Annotated in this window: 17 protein-coding genes and 1 pseudogene; 9 read left to right on the forward strand and 9 right to left on the reverse strand. The window is 68.3% G+C overall.

Features of this window, described 5'->3' with window-relative positions; all coding sequences use genetic code 11:
• A partial coding sequence (locus tag ACW0Q9_RS03210; protein ID WP_456178341.1) for an RNA polymerase sigma factor occupies window positions 1–1,131 on the reverse strand: 1,131 nt, incomplete at its 3' end.
• Between the two features lie 560 nt (window positions 1,132–1,691).
• Here ACW0Q9_RS03210 and ACW0Q9_RS03215 point away from each other — a divergent pair.
• Both ACW0Q9_RS03215 and ACW0Q9_RS03220 read left to right on the forward strand, forming a co-directional pair.
• The gene (locus ACW0Q9_RS03215; protein WP_456178342.1) at window positions 1,692–3,755 is read left to right on the forward strand and encodes a family 43 glycosylhydrolase; all 2,064 of its coding nucleotides are present in this window, start codon (window positions 1,692–1,694) and stop codon (window positions 3,753–3,755) included.
• A 58-nt stretch (window positions 3,756–3,813) separates the two neighbouring features.
• Window positions 3,814–5,301 (forward strand): endo-1,4-beta-xylanase, encoded by a 1,488-nt coding sequence (locus tag ACW0Q9_RS03220; protein ID WP_456178343.1) that lies wholly within the window; start codon window positions 3,814–3,816, stop codon window positions 5,299–5,301.
• A gap of 375 nt (window positions 5,302–5,676) precedes the next feature.
• Here the strand turns inward: ACW0Q9_RS03220 and ACW0Q9_RS03225 are convergent, their stop codons facing one another.
• Window positions 5,677–5,988: a hypothetical protein gene (locus tag ACW0Q9_RS03225; RefSeq protein ID WP_456178344.1), complete on the reverse strand. Its 312-nt coding sequence runs from the start codon at window positions 5,986–5,988 to the stop codon at window positions 5,677–5,679.
• Between the two features lie 118 nt (window positions 5,989–6,106).
• Window positions 6,107–6,304: a hypothetical protein gene (locus ACW0Q9_RS03230; RefSeq protein ID WP_456178345.1), complete on the reverse strand. Its 198-nt coding sequence runs from the start codon at window positions 6,302–6,304 to the stop codon at window positions 6,107–6,109.
• Window positions 6,305–6,629: 325 nt separating this feature from the next.
• Here ACW0Q9_RS03230 and ACW0Q9_RS03235 point away from each other — a divergent pair, with 325 nt between their 5' ends.
• Complete coding sequence (locus ACW0Q9_RS03235) at window positions 6,630–7,124, forward strand: hypothetical protein (protein WP_456178346.1); 495 nt, start codon at window positions 6,630–6,632, stop codon at window positions 7,122–7,124.
• Window positions 7,125–7,215: 91 nt separating this feature from the next.
• Here the strand turns inward: ACW0Q9_RS03235 and ACW0Q9_RS03240 are convergent, their stop codons facing one another.
• On the reverse strand, window positions 7,216–8,211 hold the full coding sequence (locus ACW0Q9_RS03240) for a TolB family protein (RefSeq protein WP_456178347.1): 996 nt from the start codon (window positions 8,209–8,211) through the stop codon (window positions 7,216–7,218).
• A 746-nt stretch (window positions 8,212–8,957) separates the two neighbouring features.
• On the opposite strand from ACW0Q9_RS03240, the gene ACW0Q9_RS03245 reads away from it, so the two are divergent.
• Window positions 8,958–9,287, forward strand: a complete 330-nt coding sequence (locus ACW0Q9_RS03245) for a nucleoside triphosphate pyrophosphohydrolase family protein (protein ID WP_456178348.1) — start codon at window positions 8,958–8,960, stop codon at window positions 9,285–9,287.
• Window positions 9,288–9,487: 200 nt separating this feature from the next.
• Here the strand turns inward: ACW0Q9_RS03245 and ACW0Q9_RS03250 are convergent, their stop codons facing one another.
• Both ACW0Q9_RS03250 and ACW0Q9_RS03255 read right to left on the reverse strand, forming a co-directional pair.
• The gene (locus ACW0Q9_RS03250; protein WP_456178349.1) at window positions 9,488–9,757 is read right to left on the reverse strand and encodes a hypothetical protein; all 270 of its coding nucleotides are present in this window, start codon (window positions 9,755–9,757) and stop codon (window positions 9,488–9,490) included.
• A 1,304-nt stretch (window positions 9,758–11,061) separates the two neighbouring features.
• Window positions 11,062–11,598, reverse strand: a complete 537-nt coding sequence (locus ACW0Q9_RS03255; protein WP_456178350.1) for a hypothetical protein — start codon at window positions 11,596–11,598, stop codon at window positions 11,062–11,064.
• A gap of 440 nt (window positions 11,599–12,038) precedes the next feature.
• Here ACW0Q9_RS03255 and ACW0Q9_RS03260 point away from each other — a divergent pair, with 440 nt between their 5' ends.
• Complete coding sequence (locus ACW0Q9_RS03260; protein WP_456178351.1) at window positions 12,039–12,308, forward strand: hypothetical protein; 270 nt, start codon at window positions 12,039–12,041, stop codon at window positions 12,306–12,308.
• A 256-nt stretch (window positions 12,309–12,564) separates the two neighbouring features.
• Here the strand turns inward: ACW0Q9_RS03260 and ACW0Q9_RS03265 are convergent, their stop codons facing one another.
• Window positions 12,565–12,768, reverse strand: coding sequence for a hypothetical protein (locus tag ACW0Q9_RS03265; RefSeq protein ID WP_456178352.1), 204 nt, complete (start codon window positions 12,766–12,768; stop codon window positions 12,565–12,567).
• A gap of 341 nt (window positions 12,769–13,109) precedes the next feature.
• On the opposite strand from ACW0Q9_RS03265, the gene ACW0Q9_RS03270 reads away from it, so the two are divergent.
• From ACW0Q9_RS03270 to ACW0Q9_RS03285, 4 genes and pseudogenes are all read left to right on the forward strand, one after another.
• Window positions 13,110–14,135, forward strand: coding sequence for a hypothetical protein (locus ACW0Q9_RS03270; RefSeq protein WP_456178353.1), 1,026 nt, complete (start codon window positions 13,110–13,112; stop codon window positions 14,133–14,135).
• A 359-nt stretch (window positions 14,136–14,494) separates the two neighbouring features.
• Window positions 14,495–14,647 (forward strand): annotated as a pseudogene (locus tag ACW0Q9_RS03275) (IS256 family transposase); the annotation flags it as partial.
• Window positions 14,647–15,009, forward strand: coding sequence for a hypothetical protein (locus ACW0Q9_RS03280; protein ID WP_456178354.1), 363 nt, complete (start codon window positions 14,647–14,649; stop codon window positions 15,007–15,009). The pseudogene ACW0Q9_RS03275 and the gene ACW0Q9_RS03280, both read left to right, overlap by 1 nt.
• 294 nt (window positions 15,010–15,303) lie before the next feature.
• Window positions 15,304–15,753: a GNAT family N-acetyltransferase gene (locus ACW0Q9_RS03285; protein WP_456178355.1), complete on the forward strand. Its 450-nt coding sequence runs from the start codon at window positions 15,304–15,306 to the stop codon at window positions 15,751–15,753.
• 560 nt (window positions 15,754–16,313) lie between these two features.
• On the opposite strand, the gene ACW0Q9_RS03290 is transcribed toward ACW0Q9_RS03285, so the two are convergent.
• Both ACW0Q9_RS03290 and ACW0Q9_RS03295 read right to left on the reverse strand, forming a co-directional pair.
• Window positions 16,314–16,856, reverse strand: coding sequence for a dihydrofolate reductase family protein (locus ACW0Q9_RS03290; protein ID WP_456178356.1), 543 nt, complete (start codon window positions 16,854–16,856; stop codon window positions 16,314–16,316).
• 408 nt (window positions 16,857–17,264) lie between these two features.
• Window positions 17,265–17,954, reverse strand: a complete 690-nt coding sequence (locus tag ACW0Q9_RS03295; protein ID WP_456178357.1) for an alpha/beta fold hydrolase — start codon at window positions 17,952–17,954, stop codon at window positions 17,265–17,267.
• Window positions 17,955–17,971 lie beyond the last annotated feature (17 nt).

The raw sequence follows: 17,971 nt of genomic DNA on the forward strand, positions 1-17,971 counted from the left end.
GGCGCGGGGAGAAGCAGGGCTAGTCGCCCGTCCGCCGACGACAGTTCCGACGAGAGGAGGCCGGGCGGGTTCCGGTGACGTGACCACCCGGGCGGTGCCGGTCGCGGCTCCGGCCGCGAGCGCGCCCGCGGTGACGGTGGCGACGACCGGGTGCGCGGCGATCGCCTGGGCGATCGTCCCGAGGAGCCCCGTCCCGGTGCCGGTGGCTCCTCCACCGCCCGCGGCCGCGCCTGCGCCGGCGGCCGTGCCGGCGCCGCCGGCTGCTCCGCCCGTGGCGGCCCCGCCGGCCGACGAGAGCGCGGAGGCGGCGGCCGCCACCGTGCCGGCCTTGCCCAGCGCGAGTTTGCCCAGCAGGGCGGCGGCGAGCCCGGCGGGCACCGGCACCAGCGCCAGCGTCGGTAGGAGCCGGTCGGCCGGCAGCAGCCCGTCGGCCGCCCGCCCACAGCGGGCACAGCCGCGTACGTGCCGTACGGCGCGCTTGCGCCACAGTGGACTCGGTACGCCGTCCCAGCCCGCCATCGCCCCGGTCAGTCCTGGACAGCGCGGCCGGGCCTCCCATGCCGCCACCACCGATCGGCTCGCCTCGAGCTGACCGCGCATCCGCTGGACGCGTACGCCCGCGTGCGCCACGCTCACGCCGAGGGCGGCCGCGAGTTCCGTGCGGGTCAGCTCGTCGGCGACCTCGAGCCACCACAGCGACAGCAGCACGCGGTCGTCCGGGTCCAGCCACCGGCCGGCCCGCCGCGTCTGGTGGCGCTGCCCGGACAGGTCGGCACGCAGCAGCGCGGCCCCCTCGAAGTCGGCGTCGGGAATGGCGTCGGCCTCGGTCAGGGCCGCGGTGCGCCGCTCGGCACGGGCGGTACGGGCGAGGTGGGTGCCGACGTGGCGGACCGCGATCGAGGTCAGCCACGGCCGGAAGCTCTCCGCGTCGCGGAGTGCCGGCAGGTGCCGCACGGCCCGCAGCATGACCTCCTGGACGACGTCGTCGACCTCGTGTGGGACGTCCAGCGCCCGCCCCACGATCGTGTAGACCAGCGGCAGGTACGCCGTCACCAGGTCGTCCAGCGCTCGCCGGTCGCCGGCCCGTGCCGCGGCGATCAGCTCCGTCTCGTTCCGTCCGGTAGCGCGCACGTCCCCTCGTCGTCCAGAGCAGGCATCGACTCTGCGGGATCAGTGGCGGGCCGTCAACACCCCGAGATCGATGAGAGCCGAAGTGGCAGGGCTTCGCCGTGCACCCTTCCGGTCGCAAGGTGGCTACGCACCGTGCTGCTGCCCGCCGCCGACTCCGCTGGGCCGCCCGCCGTAACCGAAAAGGTTCTCTTCCGCGCCTGCCTGCAAAACTCAATCGCTTCGGCAAAAAGCGTTATGAGTGTGCGATTTCCCGGGTCGCGCCGCTGTGAACTGCGGCCGGCTCCCGCACTTGGGGCGGTGGCGCCTCCTTTGGAAGGCGGCCTGAGCTGCGGTTATGACGGCTCCGCGAGGATCCGTGCGGCGCCGGGTGCAGCCCGCGGATTCGTCGGCCACGGTACTTCTTGAACATTCCGAAACGAGCTGGCAATATTGCAAGCCATAGATGTTAGCGCTCACACGAGCCCCGTGCCGGCAATTCATCGCCGCGTCCCGCAACCCCGTTCGGCGGCGTGCGCCGCTGCGCGGCCGTGACCCTCTGTCAGCAACGGAAGGAGTTGACGATGACCTCCCACATTGCGGTCCGGCCCCGCCGGCGGGCGAGCACGCTCGTCGCCGCAGCCGCCGCCGCGCTGGTCTGCGCGGCGATGGCGCTCGTGGCCGCCTCCCCGGCAAGGGCGGCCACGGTGGACACCGCGGCCTGGTACGTGCTGGTCAACCGCAACAGCGGCAAGGCCGTCGACGTGTACAACCTCGCGACCAATGATGGTGCGCGGATCACCCAGTGGAGCCGTAACGACGGTGCGAACCAGCAGTGGCAGTTCGTGGATTCCGGTGGGGGTTACTACCGGCTGCGGTCGCGGTTGTCGGGCAAGGTGCTGGACGTCTACAACTGGTCCACGGCCAACGGTGGGTCGATCGTGCAGTGGGCGGACAACAACGCCGCCAACCAGCAGTTCAGCCTCCAGGACGTCGACGGCTACGTGCAGTTGATCAACCGGAACAGCGGTAAGGCCGTGGAGGTGCAGGGTGCCTCCACCGCCGATGGCGGCAACATCGTCCAGTACGACGACTGGAACGGCACCAACCAGCAGTGGCAACTGGTCAAGGTCGGCGGCGGCACGAGCACCGGGACGTACACCAACCCGGTGGTGTGGCAGGACTTCGCCGACGGGGACGTCATCCGCGTCGGCGACGCCTACTACTACTCCGCCTCCACGATGCACTACTCGCCCGGCGCTCCCATCCTGCGCTCCTACGACCTGGTGAACTGGGAGTACGCGGGGCACTCCGTGCCGAGCCTGGACTTCGGCTCGAGCGCGTACAACCTCAACGGCGGGCGGGCCTACGTCAAGGGCATCTGGGCCTCGGCGTTCAACTACCGGCCCAGCACCAGCACCTACTACTGGATCGGGTGCGTCGAGTTCAACCGCACGTACGTCTACACCGCGAGCGCGGTGGACGGCACCTGGAGCAAGCGGTCGCAGATCAACAACTGCTACTACGACGCCGGGCTGCTCGTCGACGACAACGACACCATGTACGTGGCGTACGGCAACAGCACGATCAACGTGGCCCAGCTGTCGGCCGACGGGCTCAGCCAGGTCCGCAGCCAGCAGGTGTTCACCACACCGTCCAGCGTCGGCACCCTGGAAGGGGCCCGGTTCTACAAGCGGAACGGCTACTACTACATCTGGCTGACCCGGCCGGCCAACGGCCAGTACGTGTTGCGGTCCAGCTCCCCGTTCGGACCGTACGAGATGCGCCAGGTGCTGCTGAACCTGCCCGGCCCGATCTCCGGCGGCGGCGTGCCGCACCAGGGCGGGCTGGTCCAGACCCAGAACGGCGGCTGGTACTACATGGCCTTCGTCGACGCGTACCCCGGCGGCCGCGTGCCCGCCCTCGCCCCGATCAGCTGGACCGCGGACGGCTGGCCCACCCTGCAGACCGTCAACGGCGCCTGGGGCACGACCTACCCCAGGCCGGCCATCACGACGACGCGCACCGTCGCGTCGATGATCGGCCCGGACACCTTCACCGGGCCTGCCCTCGGCCCGCGCTGGGAGTGGAACCACAACCCGGACACCAGCAGGTTCACGGTGAGCAACGGCCTGCGGCTGCAGACGGCCACCGTCACCGGCGACCTCTACAACGCCCGCAACACGCTCACCCACCGCATCCAGGGCCCCTCCTCGACCGCGACGATCGAGCTGGACCACAGCACCATGCGCGACGGCGACCGGGCCGGGCTGGCGCTGCTGCGCGACTCGTCCGCCTGGATCGGCGTACGCCGCGACAACGGCGTCACCCGGGTCTCGATGACCAACGGCCTGACCATGGACAGCAACTGGAACACCACCGGTACCGGCAGCGAGGCGGCGGGCGCGACCGTCACCGGCGGCCGGATCTGGCTGCGCGCCACCGCCGACATCCGGCCCGGCTCCGGCCGGCAGGCCACCTTCTCCTACAGCACCGACGGGACCACGTTCACCCGGCTCGGGCCCGCCTTCACGCTCGGCAACGCCTGGCAGTTCTTCATGGGCTACCGCTTCGGGATCTTCAACTACGCCACCGCGGCGCTCGGCGGCGCCGTCACCGTGCGGCGCTTCGACCTGACCACCCCGTGACAACCCTCCGTGTGCCGCGCTCCACCCCGCGCGGCACTTACCGAAAGGAACGACCGGCATGAACAGTCTTACCGGGGCGCACCCGCCGCGCACGGTTTCCCGCCGGCTCCTGGCCCTGGCGGTGCTGCTCACCGCAGCCCTGGCCGCCGCGGGCCTGGCGGTGGTGTTCGCCCGTACCGCCGACGCCGGCACCACCCTCGGCGCCTCCGCAGCCGAGAGGGGCCGCTACTTCGGCGCGGCGGTTCCCGCATCCAAGCTCTCCGACGGCCAGTACGTCGGCATCCTCGACCGGGAGTTCAACTCGATCACCCCGGAGAACGAGATGAAGTGGGACGCCACCGAGCCGTCCCAGAACCAGTTCCGCTACACCGGCGGCGACCAGATCGTCAGCCACGCCCAAGCGCACGGGATGAGGGTCCGCGGCCACACCCTGCTCTGGCACGCGCAGCAGCCCGGCTGGGCGCAGAGCCTCTCCGGCGCCGCCCTGCGCTCGGCCATGATGAACCACGTCACCCAGGTCGCCACCCACTACCGGGGCAAGATCTACGCCTGGGACGTGGTCAACGAGGCCTTCGCCGACGGCAGCAGCGGCGGCCGCCGCGACTCCAACCTCCAACGCACCGGCAACGACTGGATCGAGGCGGCGTTCCGCGCCGCCCGGGCCGCCGACCCCGGCGCCAAGCTCTGCTACAACGACTACAACACCGACGGGGTCAACGCGAAGTCGACAGGCATCTACAACATGGTCCGCGACTTCAGGTCCCGCGGTGTGCCGATCGACTGCGTGGGCTTCCAGTCCCACCTGGGCACCTCGCTGCCCGGCGACTACCAGGCCAACCTGCAACGTTTCGCCGACCTCGGCGTCGACGTGCAGATCACCGAACTGGACATCACCCAGGGCGCCAACCAGGCCACCATGTACGGCGCGGTCACCAGGGCCTGCCTGGCCGTGGCCCGCTGCACCGGCATCACCACCTGGGGCGTCCGGGACAGCGACTCCTGGCGAGGCGGCGACAACCCGCTGCTCTTCGACGCCTCCGGCAACAAGAAGGCCGCGTACACCGCGGTGCTCAACGCGCTCAACGTCGGCGGCGGAGGCGGCTCCACCGGTCCGGTGGACACCGCGGCCTGGTATGTGCTGGTCAACCGCAACAGCGGCAAGGCGGTCGACGTGTACAACCTCGCGACGAATGATGGTGCGCGGATCACCCAGTGGACGCGTAACGACGGTGCGAACCAGCAGTGGCAGTTCGTGGATTCCGGTGGGGGTTACTACCGGCTGCGGTCGCGGTTGTCGGGCAAGGTGCTGGACGTCTACAACTGGTCCACGGCCAACGGTGGGTCGATCGTGCAGTGGGCCGACAACAACGCCGCCAACCAGCAGTTCAGCCTCCAGAGCGTCGACGGCTACGTGCAGTTGATCAACCGGAACAGCGGTAAGGCCGTGGAGGTGCAGGGTGCCTCGACGGCCGATGGCGGCAACATCGTCCAGTACGACGACTGGAACGGCACCAACCAGCAGTGGCAACTCGTCAGGGTCGGCTGACCGGCCGCGTACCGGAAGGACCGACCTTCCACCTGCCGAATGACGCCTACATCAACCCCGACTGCTCTCGGGGCCGGCGCTCCAGCAACTGGTGATGGCGAGGCCCGGGGCGCGCGTGCGGCGCGCCCCGGTCCATCGGTGACTACCGTTCACCCATGACCGAGACCTTCCGCGGGGTAGACATCCCGCTCGTCCGGCTCGCCCAGCCCCACGGTGACCAGCTGGTTGCGCAAGCAGAGCGCCTCGATCAACAGCTCGACGCATAGGTGGACAAGGTGTGTGGGAACGCCAAGCCAGCCGTGGGAGCGCTCGAAGCCAAGCTGCCAGAGAAGCTTAAGGACACCCCACGGCGGTCGAAGCGGCGCGCCGTGCTGACTACAGCGAAGGCACCCACAGCACCCCCTCGTTGTAACCCTCCTTGAACCCGTCCACGAACGCCCCGGCGACCCCAGTGATGACGCACCCGGCGCAGCACAACACCAGCCCGATCACCGGCAGCGCGATCCACAGGAGGATTGCCCACGAGCCCAGAATCGCCTTGTTGGATGGCTGCTGAACGAACCCCGGCGGCGGGTACTGCCCCTGGTGCGGGTACGGCTGCTGCGGTGGGTACGGCTGCTGCGGTGGGTACGGGTGCTGCCCCGGGTAGGGGGGCGGTTGTTGCTGGTACGGGTCGTGAGGATGCATCCGGCCATCCTTCCCAGCGTTGGCCGGCGCGGGAAGACCCGAACGGCCCCACCTCTGTCCGGTCCCTGACCGGCCAAGGGCCGGGATGGTCAGGCCGAAGACGCTGCCGTCGGAGAGCTCACAGCCGCACGCCGCGGTCGAGGGTCAGGACGCCGGCGTCGCGGGAGACGCGGGCACAGGTGGCGGTTACCGAGGTGCCGTCGTGGGTGAGCTGGGGCAGATCGGCCCCGTCGCAGAGCTGATCTACGTCGGCACTGGCCACCAGGCTGCGGAGCAGGGCATGGAGGACCTCCTCGTGGCGAGCGGGTCTCGACATGCCGCCGCCGTCGGGGGCCGTCTGCCGCAGGTCGAATCGGCTGGCGTAGGGCTGTGGTGAGGTGATGAGGCACCGGGGGGAAGGGCCGATGGCGCAAGAGGAAGCCGACGAGCCGGGCGCTTCCGAAGTGGGAGATGGGGGAGGGTTCGCCGGTCCTGCGAGCTGACCCGCGTGACGCGCTCGTGTCGGCCTCCATCGGGCCTACCGGTGAGCTGGTAGCGCTGTGGTCGACATCCGAGGACGAGGCGGCGCTGCGGTCGGTCACCACCCAACCGGCTGGGCGACGTTTCCCGATCCGACAGCGGCCCGACCCGTGACTGCCCGAGTGACCAGGCAGGCGGGGGACACCTTCGAGGTCACCGAGTTGCCCGGGTTGACGCTGGCCCATCCTTCGGTCCAGCCCCGACCCCGGGCGCGCGTACTGGTGGTCGGAGCCCGCTGCCGGTGGCGCAAGCACGGCCCGGACCACAACGCCGTGATCTACGGCAGCGACGGACGCATCGAGGCGCAGGCGACGCTTCGGTGCGGCATCGAACACGTCTGCACCACCACCTCCGGGGAGGTATGGGTGGCTACTTCGACGAAGGCGTTTATGGCAACTACGGCTGGGGCGATTCAAGCTCGGCGCCGCCGATGGGCACGGGCGACCGCGGCAGAGCAGGTGCGCGTGGTGTGGTGGGATGGCCCGCACGTGCTCGCGGGCTCGGATCATCCCTGGCGGTGGGAACTACTCAAGGGCGACGGTGGTTGGCGGGGTGTGGTGCATCGAGCTGCCTTCGTGGTGGGGGTGCACGTGCGGGCCGACCTTTGCCGGCGATGAGGACCAGGGCGTGAGGGGCGAGCAGCGGGCACCTCGACGCCCGCGAACTTCGTAGAGCCCGTTCGGCTCACGAGCAGGTCGCGCAAGGCTTCTACGGTGCTGCGGCAAACTTCAGATGTTGGAACTTCTCGACGTAGACGAACCGCTTGCCGTCAGGCGAAAAGCTCGGGTGATTTGCTATCTCGTCGTCGACGATCTTCGTCTTCTTCCCGGTACTGAGGTCGACCGACCAGACCCCGGATTTGTCCTCCGTCGACCCAACGGCAGCGATCATCGACCGGCCGTCCGGTGATACCGCAAGATCGGCCATGCCGGGAAGCTTCGTGAGAAACCTGGCTGTGGCCGATTTCCCATCCCACTCGGTCAGGTACCAGGTGAAGTCCTCCGGATCCACCTCGGGACGCAGCGGCAACCTGCCGAGGGAGTCGGGTGCGGTCATGAAGTACAGCCGGTCACCCGCGGTTGCCGGCGACCGCACCAGCACCACTGACTCGCAACCCGAATCACCGCCGCTGACGTTGAAGGTTGTCCCGCCGACAGTCACCGGAGAGGGGAACTCAGACGCCTTCCCGTCGGCGAGCGCCCCGATTGCGATACCGCACTTCCGGGGCGCCTGCACGTATCCTCTGCCGTCACCGTTTGCCAGTACGGCGCCGCCAAGGAAGCGCGTCAGCGCCAGAGGCTCGAACTTCTTGTCGTTCGGGGAATAGCTGAGCAGTTCGGTACGGTCCCAGCCGCACTCGATGGCCACCCCGAGGTCGCCGTCGGCGCCCGCGAAGAGGAAGCTGAGCACCCCCTCTTCGCAGACAGATCCCTGTGGGGGGCGCCCGAAAACGCGTTCCTCGTTGCTCTGGTCGGGCCGCTGCCGCCACACTTCGGCCCCGTCCGAGGACACCTCTCGCAGGTAGTAGACCCAACCATCGGTGGCCCAGACCGGATTGAACAAGGAGACCGGCTCCACGAACCCCGCGATCCGGCCACACCCGCCGAGCATGATCACGGCCAGCACGACGATCGGCAAGACGACCAGACGCACCGCACGTACACGCAACCTTCCGGCGCTCATCTGCCTCATTCCGTCCGTCACTCAGCGCGCGCTCACTCTAGGCACCACCACAGCCCTCCGAGACCCCACCGACTCTGTAGAACCCTTACACAGGCGGTTTCGTCGCAGCGTCGCCGTCCATTTCGCGCCACTGACCGCCATCGGCTTGCAGGAACCGCTTCACCCTTGCCGTGCTTCGCCCTCGGTGTCGAATTCCCAGCGGAGCACCTTGCCCGTCTCGGAGTCACCTGCCCTGGCCACAAGGTGCCACCGGACCTCACGGGCGAGCCACACGTCACGCGGTCAGCCGTCCTCGGCCTCTATTCCACCAGCCCGTCACCAGCTCCTTGCCCGCGCGATACAGACGTTCAAATCGAGGGCGGGTGCATTATTGGCCTGTGCAGGACGTGAGGGTGGCACCTGCCCGAAAACCTCGGCCAGGTCAAGGCCAAGCCGCCTAGCGGTCGCCTACGGCGAGGCTTGATCCAACCGAGAACCTCGGACAGGAGCAAGCCTGCCCGACCGGGGAGACCATGCCCATCGCATAGCCCGCTTGACAGCCGCCATTGAGACTCGTCCGGTAGGGCGCTCCACCTTGTCCCCCTGGCCCCTGGCCCGCTCCACGGTGTGGGACTCATGGCGGAGATGGCTCTGGGGCCCCGCCTTCTGGCCGCAGGAGAGGGTGGGTCCCGGTGGGGTGTGGTTGTGGAGGATGTCGACCCGGCGGCGGGCCGGGCAGATGATCGCGGCGTTGTCGGGTGGGAGGAGCTAGACCATACTGGTCCGCCATGGACCTGGACGGGTATCAGCGGGGGGCCCTCCGGACCGCCGCTCCACGTGACAAGAGGAACGAGCTACTTCACCTGGTGCTCGGGCTGGTCGGCGAATCGGGTGAGATCGCCGAGAAGTTCAAGAAGTGGGTCCGCGACCTGGACAGCGACGAGTCGCGGATCGACCGAGCCGACATCGCCAAGGAACTCGGTGACGTGCTCTGGTACGTAGCCGTGCTCGCCGACTACCTCGAACTATCGCTGGACGACATCGCGACGGCCAACCTGGCCAAGCTGGCCAACCGCCACGGCCGTGGCGTGCTGAGTGGCAGCGGCGACAACCGCTGAGCCAGGGGTTCGGCTGACATTCACCCGTTCAAGCCGGTGGCCTGACGGGCCATCCACCGGTCAGTAACCGTGGCGAGCAGCGGTCACGAGCGGGCACGAGCGGCATTCGGCTCGGCCGCCGGCCGCCGGCGTTTCGGGCATCACGGCCCGTTGAGCGCGCTCTTCCGAACTGAGGGTGCCCTACGGCCATCCGGAAGGGGTCAGAAGGCCGGTTGGACTGTGTTCCACCAGCCGACGATCCGGTTCGCAACGGAGTCGAGGTCGTACCGCGCAGGATCTAGGCCGAAGTGGTCTCCCAGCTCGTGCCGCAGAAACTCCCGTATCTCCGTCTGGCCGGCACCGGCCCGCAGCCTGTCGAACAGTGGTCCGTGCATGCAGTCGTACTCGTCTGGCGCAATCTCCGCCACTCCGATCGGGTCCCACTCGTTGAGGACGTTTTGAAGGCTCAGTTGCAGGTCGGCCCAGTCCATCCGCTGATTCTGACGGTCTGTGTGGCTGTACAGCCACCCGTACAGCCAAGCCGGGCGACGGACCCGGACGCAGGCCGACGGAAGCCGACGGGATGAGCAGGTCAGCGGCAGCCATCGACGCCGGCCGACAGCAGCCTTGCTCTTTGCCAGGCAGGGATAGTGACTGTTTCCTGGCCAGACGGCAAACTCTCAGGCATGAGTTACGACCCGGCGGTGTGGGAGGGCGTGCAGCCCGAAGACGACACCGCGGCCGGCACGGTCTACGACCAGCTCTACGCTGGGCCGCCATGACCGGAGGCAGAACCTCTGGTTGGGGTTCGCTGCTCAACGACGCGTCCGGGCCAATGTCTACCTGACGATGCCATACGGGCTAGCCGGAGAGCTGTCGGCCGAGGCGGCCCGACTGGCTGCTGAGCATGGCCTTGTCTGCTATGACCCACAGTCGGAGCACGTACGGCCGGCCCCTGAGGATTAGGTGGCGCGTCGGGCCATCCGCGGGCCACAAGCCGGTGCGCCGCCAGGCCGAACCAGGCCACCAGGGACCATGCCGACCAGGCAAACCGCCGTGACAGCCGCCGCTTGGGGCCAGTTCTCCAAGCTGACAGTCTTGCGAGCTGCTTCATATCCTGAGCATGTGTCAGAGGTTGAGCTACCAGAGCAGCTGGCTCGACAGCTCGCGCAGGCCGCGTCGAGTGAGGATCCTCCGCGCGTCCTCGAAGCGATAGCCGCGGAGCACCTCCGGGCCGGCGCGTCTCGAGAAGCCCTGCTGGGCGTGTGCGAGGTAGCTCGCCACACGTGTGAGGACGGGACTGCCGAGGACCGCATCCTCGACCTGATGGATCGACTCTCTGGCTGGTGTGCCCCGAGCGCCCGTTTATGAAGATCCGGTCGCCCAACTGACAGCAACCTGGTCGAGCGGGTCTGAATTGCAACGGACGACAGTCGGGCCAGAGGCAGGGCGGCGGCACAGCGCTGAACCGTCCGGGACGCACCAGTCCAGGCTACGGATCAGACGGTCAGCGCCGGCCCGTCGTACAGCCATCCGTACAGCCAGGCTCGCCCCGCCTACGCCGACGTTGCCCGACAACGACGGACGGGCTGGCCAGGAGCGCCATCGCCTGACCGGCCATCTGCGATCTTCTGAACCCCAGGCCGCGCGGTGCCTGGTAGAACGGCCGGCGTGGAGATCAACCAGTTGGACAGGGCCTTGGACAAAGTCTTTGACCAGGCGGTGGTGTACCACGCCTGTACCGCGACCGCCGACCCGAGGACCGGCATCCAGCCGGTGTACTTCACACACGCGCTTAGTGCAGTCCTACGACGTGCTGAAGCCATGCTCTGTCGGCAGTATTCAACGTGTCGTCCTGGAGCAGCGTGCGCAGCAGCGACGCGTGTTCAGAGAACACGGCCCTGCACTGCTCGCGTTCCGGATGGTCGCTGTCGTTGCCGAGCAGCAGCACCGCGCGCTCGTTGTCTGCGTCGACTGGCTGCGACAACTCAGCGGTGACAACCACGAGGTCGAGCAGATCGGACCGCATCGAAATTTCCGGGTCGGCCGCCAGGCGAAGCAGGAACGGCAACGCTGCCGGCATTGCGGCGTTCACGTGGAAGACGCCGTCCATCAGAACATTGGTGAGAACGCGTGCAGCCTCAGGGGCGGCAAGCTGATCTAGCAGCCCATAGAACAGAAGCGGGACGTCGGCGGGACAGCCAGGGATCTCAGACCATGCGATCTCGGCGCAGCCCCGCAGCGCGGGATGGTCGTTGTCGGCCCGATGTACGTGCGCATGCTCCTCAAGGAACCGGGCAACAGCGGCCTCCTTGGCCGCTGCATCCACCACGCACATCCGCCTACGCCCCCATGTCACACGACGCCAGTTCCCAAGAGCGTCCCGGGTGGCACTGTCCTCGAACCGAGCCGTGCACGCAAGAGTTATCCCCCGCCCCGTACAGCCATCCGTACAGCCAAGACCGCCGACCACGCCGACCCTGCCCGACAACGGCAGACGCGCTGACCAGGCGCGCTGTCACCTGGCCAACCCATCCGCGATCCTCTTCTGAACCTAAGGCCGGCCGTCCCGGGCCGAGGTAGCGCGCTGTCAGGCGAGACGACCCTTCGCTGCAGGCGCTGTCGAGCAGCGACCCCCGCCAGCACACCTCACCCGTGTCGTCGACGCCCACCTCTTCGGAGCAAGCGGGCGGTCCTGACTCCGGGTCAGGTCATAGCGCCTGCCGACTAGGGCGTATGCCTCACGCAGGGACGCCGGCAGGGGAAACCCAGGTGTCAGATGATCGGGTCTTCACGGCGGTGCTCGACAGCGTGCTTGAGTGCTTGGCGTTCTTCGAGCTGTGTGACGACGAGACGCTCCACCCGGACATTGCCGTCCAGCAGCTCGACGATGCAGCGTCCCGCCTGAGCGGGTTAGAGCCTGCCGATCGGGCGCGTCTGGCCGCCGCCATCGCCGCCAGAGCGGAGAGCTTCCAACCGCCCTACCGCCAGTTGGTCGAAGACGCGCCGGAGGCATTCGGTCTCGTTGACGAGGATGACTGAGCCGAGCACCGCAGCCTGAGCTGTCGACAGCAGCGGTGACAGCTGTCGACGCGGACGAAGCCACCCAGTGAGGCCCGACGCCGGATGGCAATCCGAGGCCAGTGACACCGGCGGACACCGCTGGACAGAGCGCCCAGAACTTGTAAGCGAGGCGTCCAGGCCACGGCCAGCAGAAGGGCAGGCAGGTCAAGAGACCGTTCACTCAGAGGATCGACACAGAAGACTGTCAGGGCCCTACGCTCAACCCAGGACCGGGCTATTCGAGGCTCTCCACGTACAGGCGCGCCAAGAGTGCCGCCGCCTCGACCGGATCCCTGGCCTGCAAAAGGCACTCGCTGTCCGGGGTGGCTCGGCTGAAAACGGAGTACCAGCCGTCGGACCAGACCGCCACGGTCGGCCGCCGCTCCTCCGCCGGAATGCCCCAGATGTGTGGGCCATGCCCCGGCACCAGTGTGTTCATGGGTGTCCGAGGGTACGCCGACCGCAGCACCGATCGGCGTACGCGGCTTGAAGCAGGGGCCAGAAGGCGGGGGAAAACCAGCCTCGCTCTTCGTCGTGAGGTGGCGCATGTTCGTCGAGCAGCATCTGCCACACGGCTTCGGGCCGTAGCTCCTGGGCGGCACCTTCGACCGGCTCCGTCATTCACGGGGTAATGCCCAGTGCCGGACCAGCTTACGCTCGCTCCGGACGCGGATAGGCGCTAACCCGTGGTGATGTGGACTGGCCGGCTGGCGTGACGTCCCAGTGGGCGCGAAGAAACCACGGCCTTCGGGGACAGGCGGGCCCGTAGACTGCCGCGCCATGGGAGAGATCGTCACGCTCGGCGAAGTCCGGTGCCCGTCTGGCCAGCTGGTCGTCATCGACGGGGGAATGCTGGGCATGTGGTCCGGAAGCAGACCTCCGAACGAGCTGGATCCACGCGGTCTTGGGATTGAGGATCCCGACCTGTTGGCCGAGGTTGCCGGGGCAGCGGACTACACGGTGGTCGGCTCGGACGCCGAGCGCGCGGGGGCGTCGTTCCAGGTTCGGCCCGGGCGGTATCACTACGACATTCCCGCCTCGCGTCGCGACGACTGGGTGGAACGGTTCGGCGGTCACTGCCGGGAACACGGGTGGACGGCGGCGTTGGAGCGCTCCGAGACACAGGTGCCGCACCGGGAGCGGGCCCGCCGGTGTGCGGTCGAACTCCAGCGGGGGTTCAGCGTCTTCGGGCTGCCCGCGGTGGCGGTGGATGGTCTTCCCGGCAGGGCGGTCACGGTGGAAGCGGAACGCTCGGACGGGCCGTGGGATGGCTGGTCCCAGATGATTGTCCGGGTGGGTGACGCGCCGGTTGCATCCACGGTCGACGTGGGCGTGGTCGGTGTCGACGCGGCTCGGCTGGCCTTCGCCGACGTGGCCGCCCTCGATCTGTGGCGCCACGAGGAGCCGTTGGACGGCCTCGCCGATGTGGCGTTCTGGGGTGCTGACGCGCCGGCGGCGGCGCAGGAATTCACCGCCGAGCCGCTGACCACGCCGGGTGATGAGGGCAGCTACGGCTGGACGGACCTGCCGATCCGTTCCGCCCTTCGACGGGCGATGACGGTGCAGGCCTGGCGGGACGCCGAGCCCGGCCGGGGGCTGGCGGTCGACTTCCGGCCGCACTCCCACCACTGGCGGGTGATGCGCCAGGTACGGGCCAGCGACACGGAGAGCGGCACTCTGCCCCTCGGTGACGCGCAGGTCTTGTTCGCCATGACCAGCTGGGGCGATGGGGTTTTCCCGGTCCAGGTCGACCGCGACGTTGCCGGGCACCTGCTGGCGGTCCGGATCATCCTCGCCGAGGGCTGAACCGCGCCAACCGGCGGTACCCGGAGAAACACCAGGGCAGCCGCCACGTGACGGCGGCTGGCGGGTGGGCGGCGGACGAGTCGACCTGTACGGCGGATTCTGGGCTCGGTGCATACTAGGCGCCTTGGCGTGAGGACGATGGCAGTGGCGGCGACAGAACTCACAAGGCTGTTGCGCGGATCCAAGGCAGCGGCGGCTACCGCAGCCTGGTCTGGCGATACCGTTGCCTCGCCGCCGGTTTGATCTTCGTTGTGTTGGTCCTCGTATCGGCCCTCGTTCGCTGCCTGCCGGTGACTATGGCATTGTTCGCCATGACGGCACTGGCGGTCGCCGCCGGTGTGGGTCTCTGCTGGATCGGCAGAGCCGCCGGTCTCGCGATGGCGTTCAAGCTCATCGAGGCCGCCCAGGACCGGTGGCGGGCGGTCAACGCACCCCACCTCGTCGCTCTCGTCCGCGCTGGCGCGCGGTTTACCAACGGACGCCTGGTCGAACGTGAGGAGCTCGCCGCCTGATGGACGCCCCCCAACCGCTGACCGACGAGGAACTCGCCGAGATCGAGAAGCTTGCCGACGCAGCGACCCCGGGCCCCTGGCACGTGCGTCAACTCGACGATGACTTCGCCATGGGCCTGGTCGCTATCAGCACGATCCCGGACACCGGTCTCGCTGAACGCTGGCCGGACTTCGACCATCACGAGATGGTGGCCGCCACCCTCGTCCAGCACCCCCGCTATGTCGATATCGCGGATGAACGCTGGGACGAAAACGCCCAGTTCGTCGCCACCGCCCGCTGCAACGTTCCACGCCTGATCGCTGAGATCCGAAGGCTCCGCCACCTACTCGCGGCCAAAGGGCAAAAGACCACCGGGGACTGACGGGCCTCACCCTGTCCACAGGTATTGACAATTCCTCGCTCGATGGAAGAGGCAGTGACAGCCGGTCAGCCCCTCACAACAGCCGGGGGAGCAGACTGCATCGGTCACCACCCCGCGCCGACATCCGGGTCATGTCAAGCATCTGCTGGGACGCCGGTGTAATGCACCAGCCGGGACACGACCATGGGCAAGTGTTTTGCCTAGTCCCACCACATGCCTGACGGATCCGTCCCAGGACATGCTTGACGGTCGGCCTGGATACCCGAGTCGACATCAGCCTGGCAAGCTGTCACCGTGGACCGTTCGGACATCGACGTCAGAGACTCTGTCGAAGGGGACCGCCTGGCGCAGCTGATGGAGCTGTTCGCCTCGGAATGGTGGACTGCAGAGCGGAGCCCAGCCGACGTGACGGCGATGTTGGCCGCCTCTGATCTGGTCTTCGCCCTGATCCAGCGGTCAACCGATCGGCTCGTGGGGTTCGCCCGGGTCCTCACGGATGGCGTCTACCTGGCCGTCGTACTCGACGTGATCGTTGCGTCGCATGCCCGAGGCTCGGGTGTAGGCCGCATGCTGCTCGATGCGGTCGTCAACGACCCCCGGTTGGCCCAGGTGCGCAGCATCGAGCTTGTCTGCCAGCCGGAGCTCTTGCCGTTCTACCAGCGATGGGGCTTCACGGAGGAAGTCGGACGATCGCAGTTGATGCGACGGTCCTCCGACCCGCTCCTGGCATCCCCAGGCCGGTAGCCATAGCGAGACGATAATGTCAAGCGTCTGGTGGGACGCGAGTGTCAAGGATGTCCCGTGACGGGACACATGGGCAAGTGTTTAGATTGCCGAACTGACCTCTTAAGGATCAAGGCGGCCCGCAAGCGGGCCGCGCCGGCCCGGCCCCGGCCTGCTGGCGACCTCCGGCCGGCATCGGCCGGGCCGGCCGGCCACGCTGCGGAGGACCAGAGAGACGAATGGCTGAGCCGGGACGACCGCCGTCGGGGTTGCTCTCCATCGAGGGCGGGGAGATCGCTGCCGCCCAGCAGAGCGGTTGCCCCCGGACACTCGTGGGTACCGCCCGCGGTTCGATGGCGACGAGGACCAGGGCGTGACCCATTCCCTGGATGCCCGATCCTCTACGCCACCGGCCGGCGTGGGCGCTGCGCGTCGGTACGCCGATGGCCTACGGCCACCCTTGACACCGACCGGGCGCCGCAGTCTTTGGCACCTATCCGGAAGATGGGGGAAGACTGGCGGCCACACTCCGCCGAGAGACGGATGGCCTGCCACTGTCCGACGCGACTGGAACCCGGCGGTCAGGACTCACGGCCGGGCGCGACGTAGCGCAACGCGAGGAATGACCCGTACTGGTTGGTCTCTGCCAAGGCCCACGGCGTGTACGCCGCTGCGTGCAGCAGTCGGGTGCCGGCGTCGACCAGGACTGGTGCGACACCGATGTGAAGCTCGTCGACGAGGTCGGCCTGCACGAACTGGGTCGCAAGCTCCGCACCGCCGAGGATCCAGACGTTCTTTCCCTTGGCCGCCTCGACTAGCTGCTGGTGTACCTCGGTCACCTCGCTGTCGGTGAAGCGTAGGTCAGCGCCGTCATGGCGCGGCAGTTTGCGATGGGTGAAGACCCAGGTAGGTCGGTCGGCGTAGAACCAGGGGGCGTGATGGCGATGGATGAACTCGTAGGACCGCGCCCCCATCGCGATGGCACCTACCTGATCGAAGAACCGCTCGTAGCGCCGCCGTTTACCCTCCAGGTTGCTGAACTGGGAGAGCCAGTCAAGCTGTTCGGCGGGTTCAGCGATGTACCCATCGATGCTCATCGCGACGAAATACTGCGTCCGGGTCATGCACGGACACTAGGACCACGCGCTCGGTCCTGCTCTCCGGCCGGCCTGTACTCCGGATCCCCGAGGCTACCTCGCACCGGATCGGATCGGCCGGGCCATCCTCGGGCCACAAGGTGGTGTCACCGGGGGCGAACCAGGACACCTGAGAGCGCGTCGAACACACGTTACGCAGCGCTCCAAGCCGATCTTGTGCGCCGCCACCATGCTTCGGGCGCCCTGGTCGCGGGTGGGTGGCCCGCAGCCGTGCCTGCTGGCCCCTGGGCCGCCAGGCCCGGCCGCCCACCAACGAAAAGCACGGCGTCGATCGCGCCGGGTCAGGTAGTAGATCGTCCTCCAGGCACGGTCACGTACATGTCCTGGTCGTGAAGTTGTTGCAGCCGACGACTCCTGCCCGTCAGTCGATCGGTGTCACGGCCGTGCATCGAGGAATCGCGTGATTGCAGCAGCGACGGCCTGGTGGTCTTCGAGCATCGGTAGGTGCCCCGTATTCAGGTCGCTCTGCCAGGCGCTGCCGAGTCGCTGGACGCATCGTTGTTGCAGCGCCATCGGCAGCTCGTGGTCGTCGGTGGTGCGCAGGTAACCGCGCCACCCGCTCCACGACCGGTGAGCGGTCCGGTCTCGGTAGAGGGCGGGTGACTCGGGGGTGAAGTCGGCGATGATGCGGTCGGCGACCTCCTTGTCCAGACCATGGGCGAGACCACGTCTGATCGCCGAGTCCGGCGGTCGGGTCCCGGCGAACCGCATCGCGGCACTGAGCACCCACCGGTCCGGCGCCGGCATCGCCGAGATGAACGATCCTCCCGGCTGCGGGATCACGGCACTGATCGCCAGGAAGGCGCTGACGCGTTCGGGCGCGAGGCGGGCGACTTCGGCGCCGATCACACCACCGGCCGAGTGCGCGACGATCACGTACCCGCCCGGCGGTGCGGAGTCGATGACCGCCTGGGCGTAGTCGCGCAACCGGGCTCGCTCGCCCTGCGGCCGGGAAGCGACACAGGTCTGCTGCCCTTCGCCGAGGTCGCGGCGGACGTCATCCCAGATCCAGGCGGGAAGCCCGGCGCCGCTGATGAACATGATCGATTCGCGTGATGTGCTCATGACACCATCGTCACCCC

Source organism: Micromonospora sp. I033 (assembly GCF_053890995.1).

Excerpts from the sequence above, each read along its gene's own strand:
- ACW0Q9_RS03225 (WP_456178344.1), bottom strand. The coding sequence starts at position 5,988 with ATGCATCCTCACGACCCGTACCAGCAACAACCGCCCCCCTACCCGGGG.
- ACW0Q9_RS03230 (WP_456178345.1), bottom strand. The coding sequence starts at position 6,304 with ATGTCGAGACCCGCTCGCCACGAGGAGGTCCTCCATGCCCTGCTCCGC.
- ACW0Q9_RS03245 (WP_456178348.1), top strand. The coding sequence starts at position 8,958 with ATGGACCTGGACGGGTATCAGCGGGGGGCCCTCCGGACCGCCGCTCCA.
- ACW0Q9_RS03270 (WP_456178353.1), top strand. The coding sequence starts at position 13,110 with ATGGGAGAGATCGTCACGCTCGGCGAAGTCCGGTGCCCGTCTGGCCAG.
- ACW0Q9_RS03220 (WP_456178343.1), top strand. The coding sequence starts at position 3,814 with ATGAACAGTCTTACCGGGGCGCACCCGCCGCGCACGGTTTCCCGCCGG.
- ACW0Q9_RS03250 (WP_456178349.1), bottom strand. The coding sequence starts at position 9,757 with ATGGACTGGGCCGACCTGCAACTGAGCCTTCAAAACGTCCTCAACGAG.
- ACW0Q9_RS03290 (WP_456178356.1), bottom strand. The coding sequence starts at position 16,856 with ATGACCCGGACGCAGTATTTCGTCGCGATGAGCATCGATGGGTACATC.
- ACW0Q9_RS03215 (WP_456178342.1), top strand. The coding sequence starts at position 1,692 with ATGACCTCCCACATTGCGGTCCGGCCCCGCCGGCGGGCGAGCACGCTC.
- ACW0Q9_RS03265 (WP_456178352.1), bottom strand. The coding sequence starts at position 12,768 with ATGAACACACTGGTGCCGGGGCATGGCCCACACATCTGGGGCATTCCG.
- ACW0Q9_RS03295 (WP_456178357.1), bottom strand. The coding sequence starts at position 17,954 with ATGAGCACATCACGCGAATCGATCATGTTCATCAGCGGCGCCGGGCTT.
- ACW0Q9_RS03280 (WP_456178354.1), top strand. The coding sequence starts at position 14,647 with ATGGACGCCCCCCAACCGCTGACCGACGAGGAACTCGCCGAGATCGAG.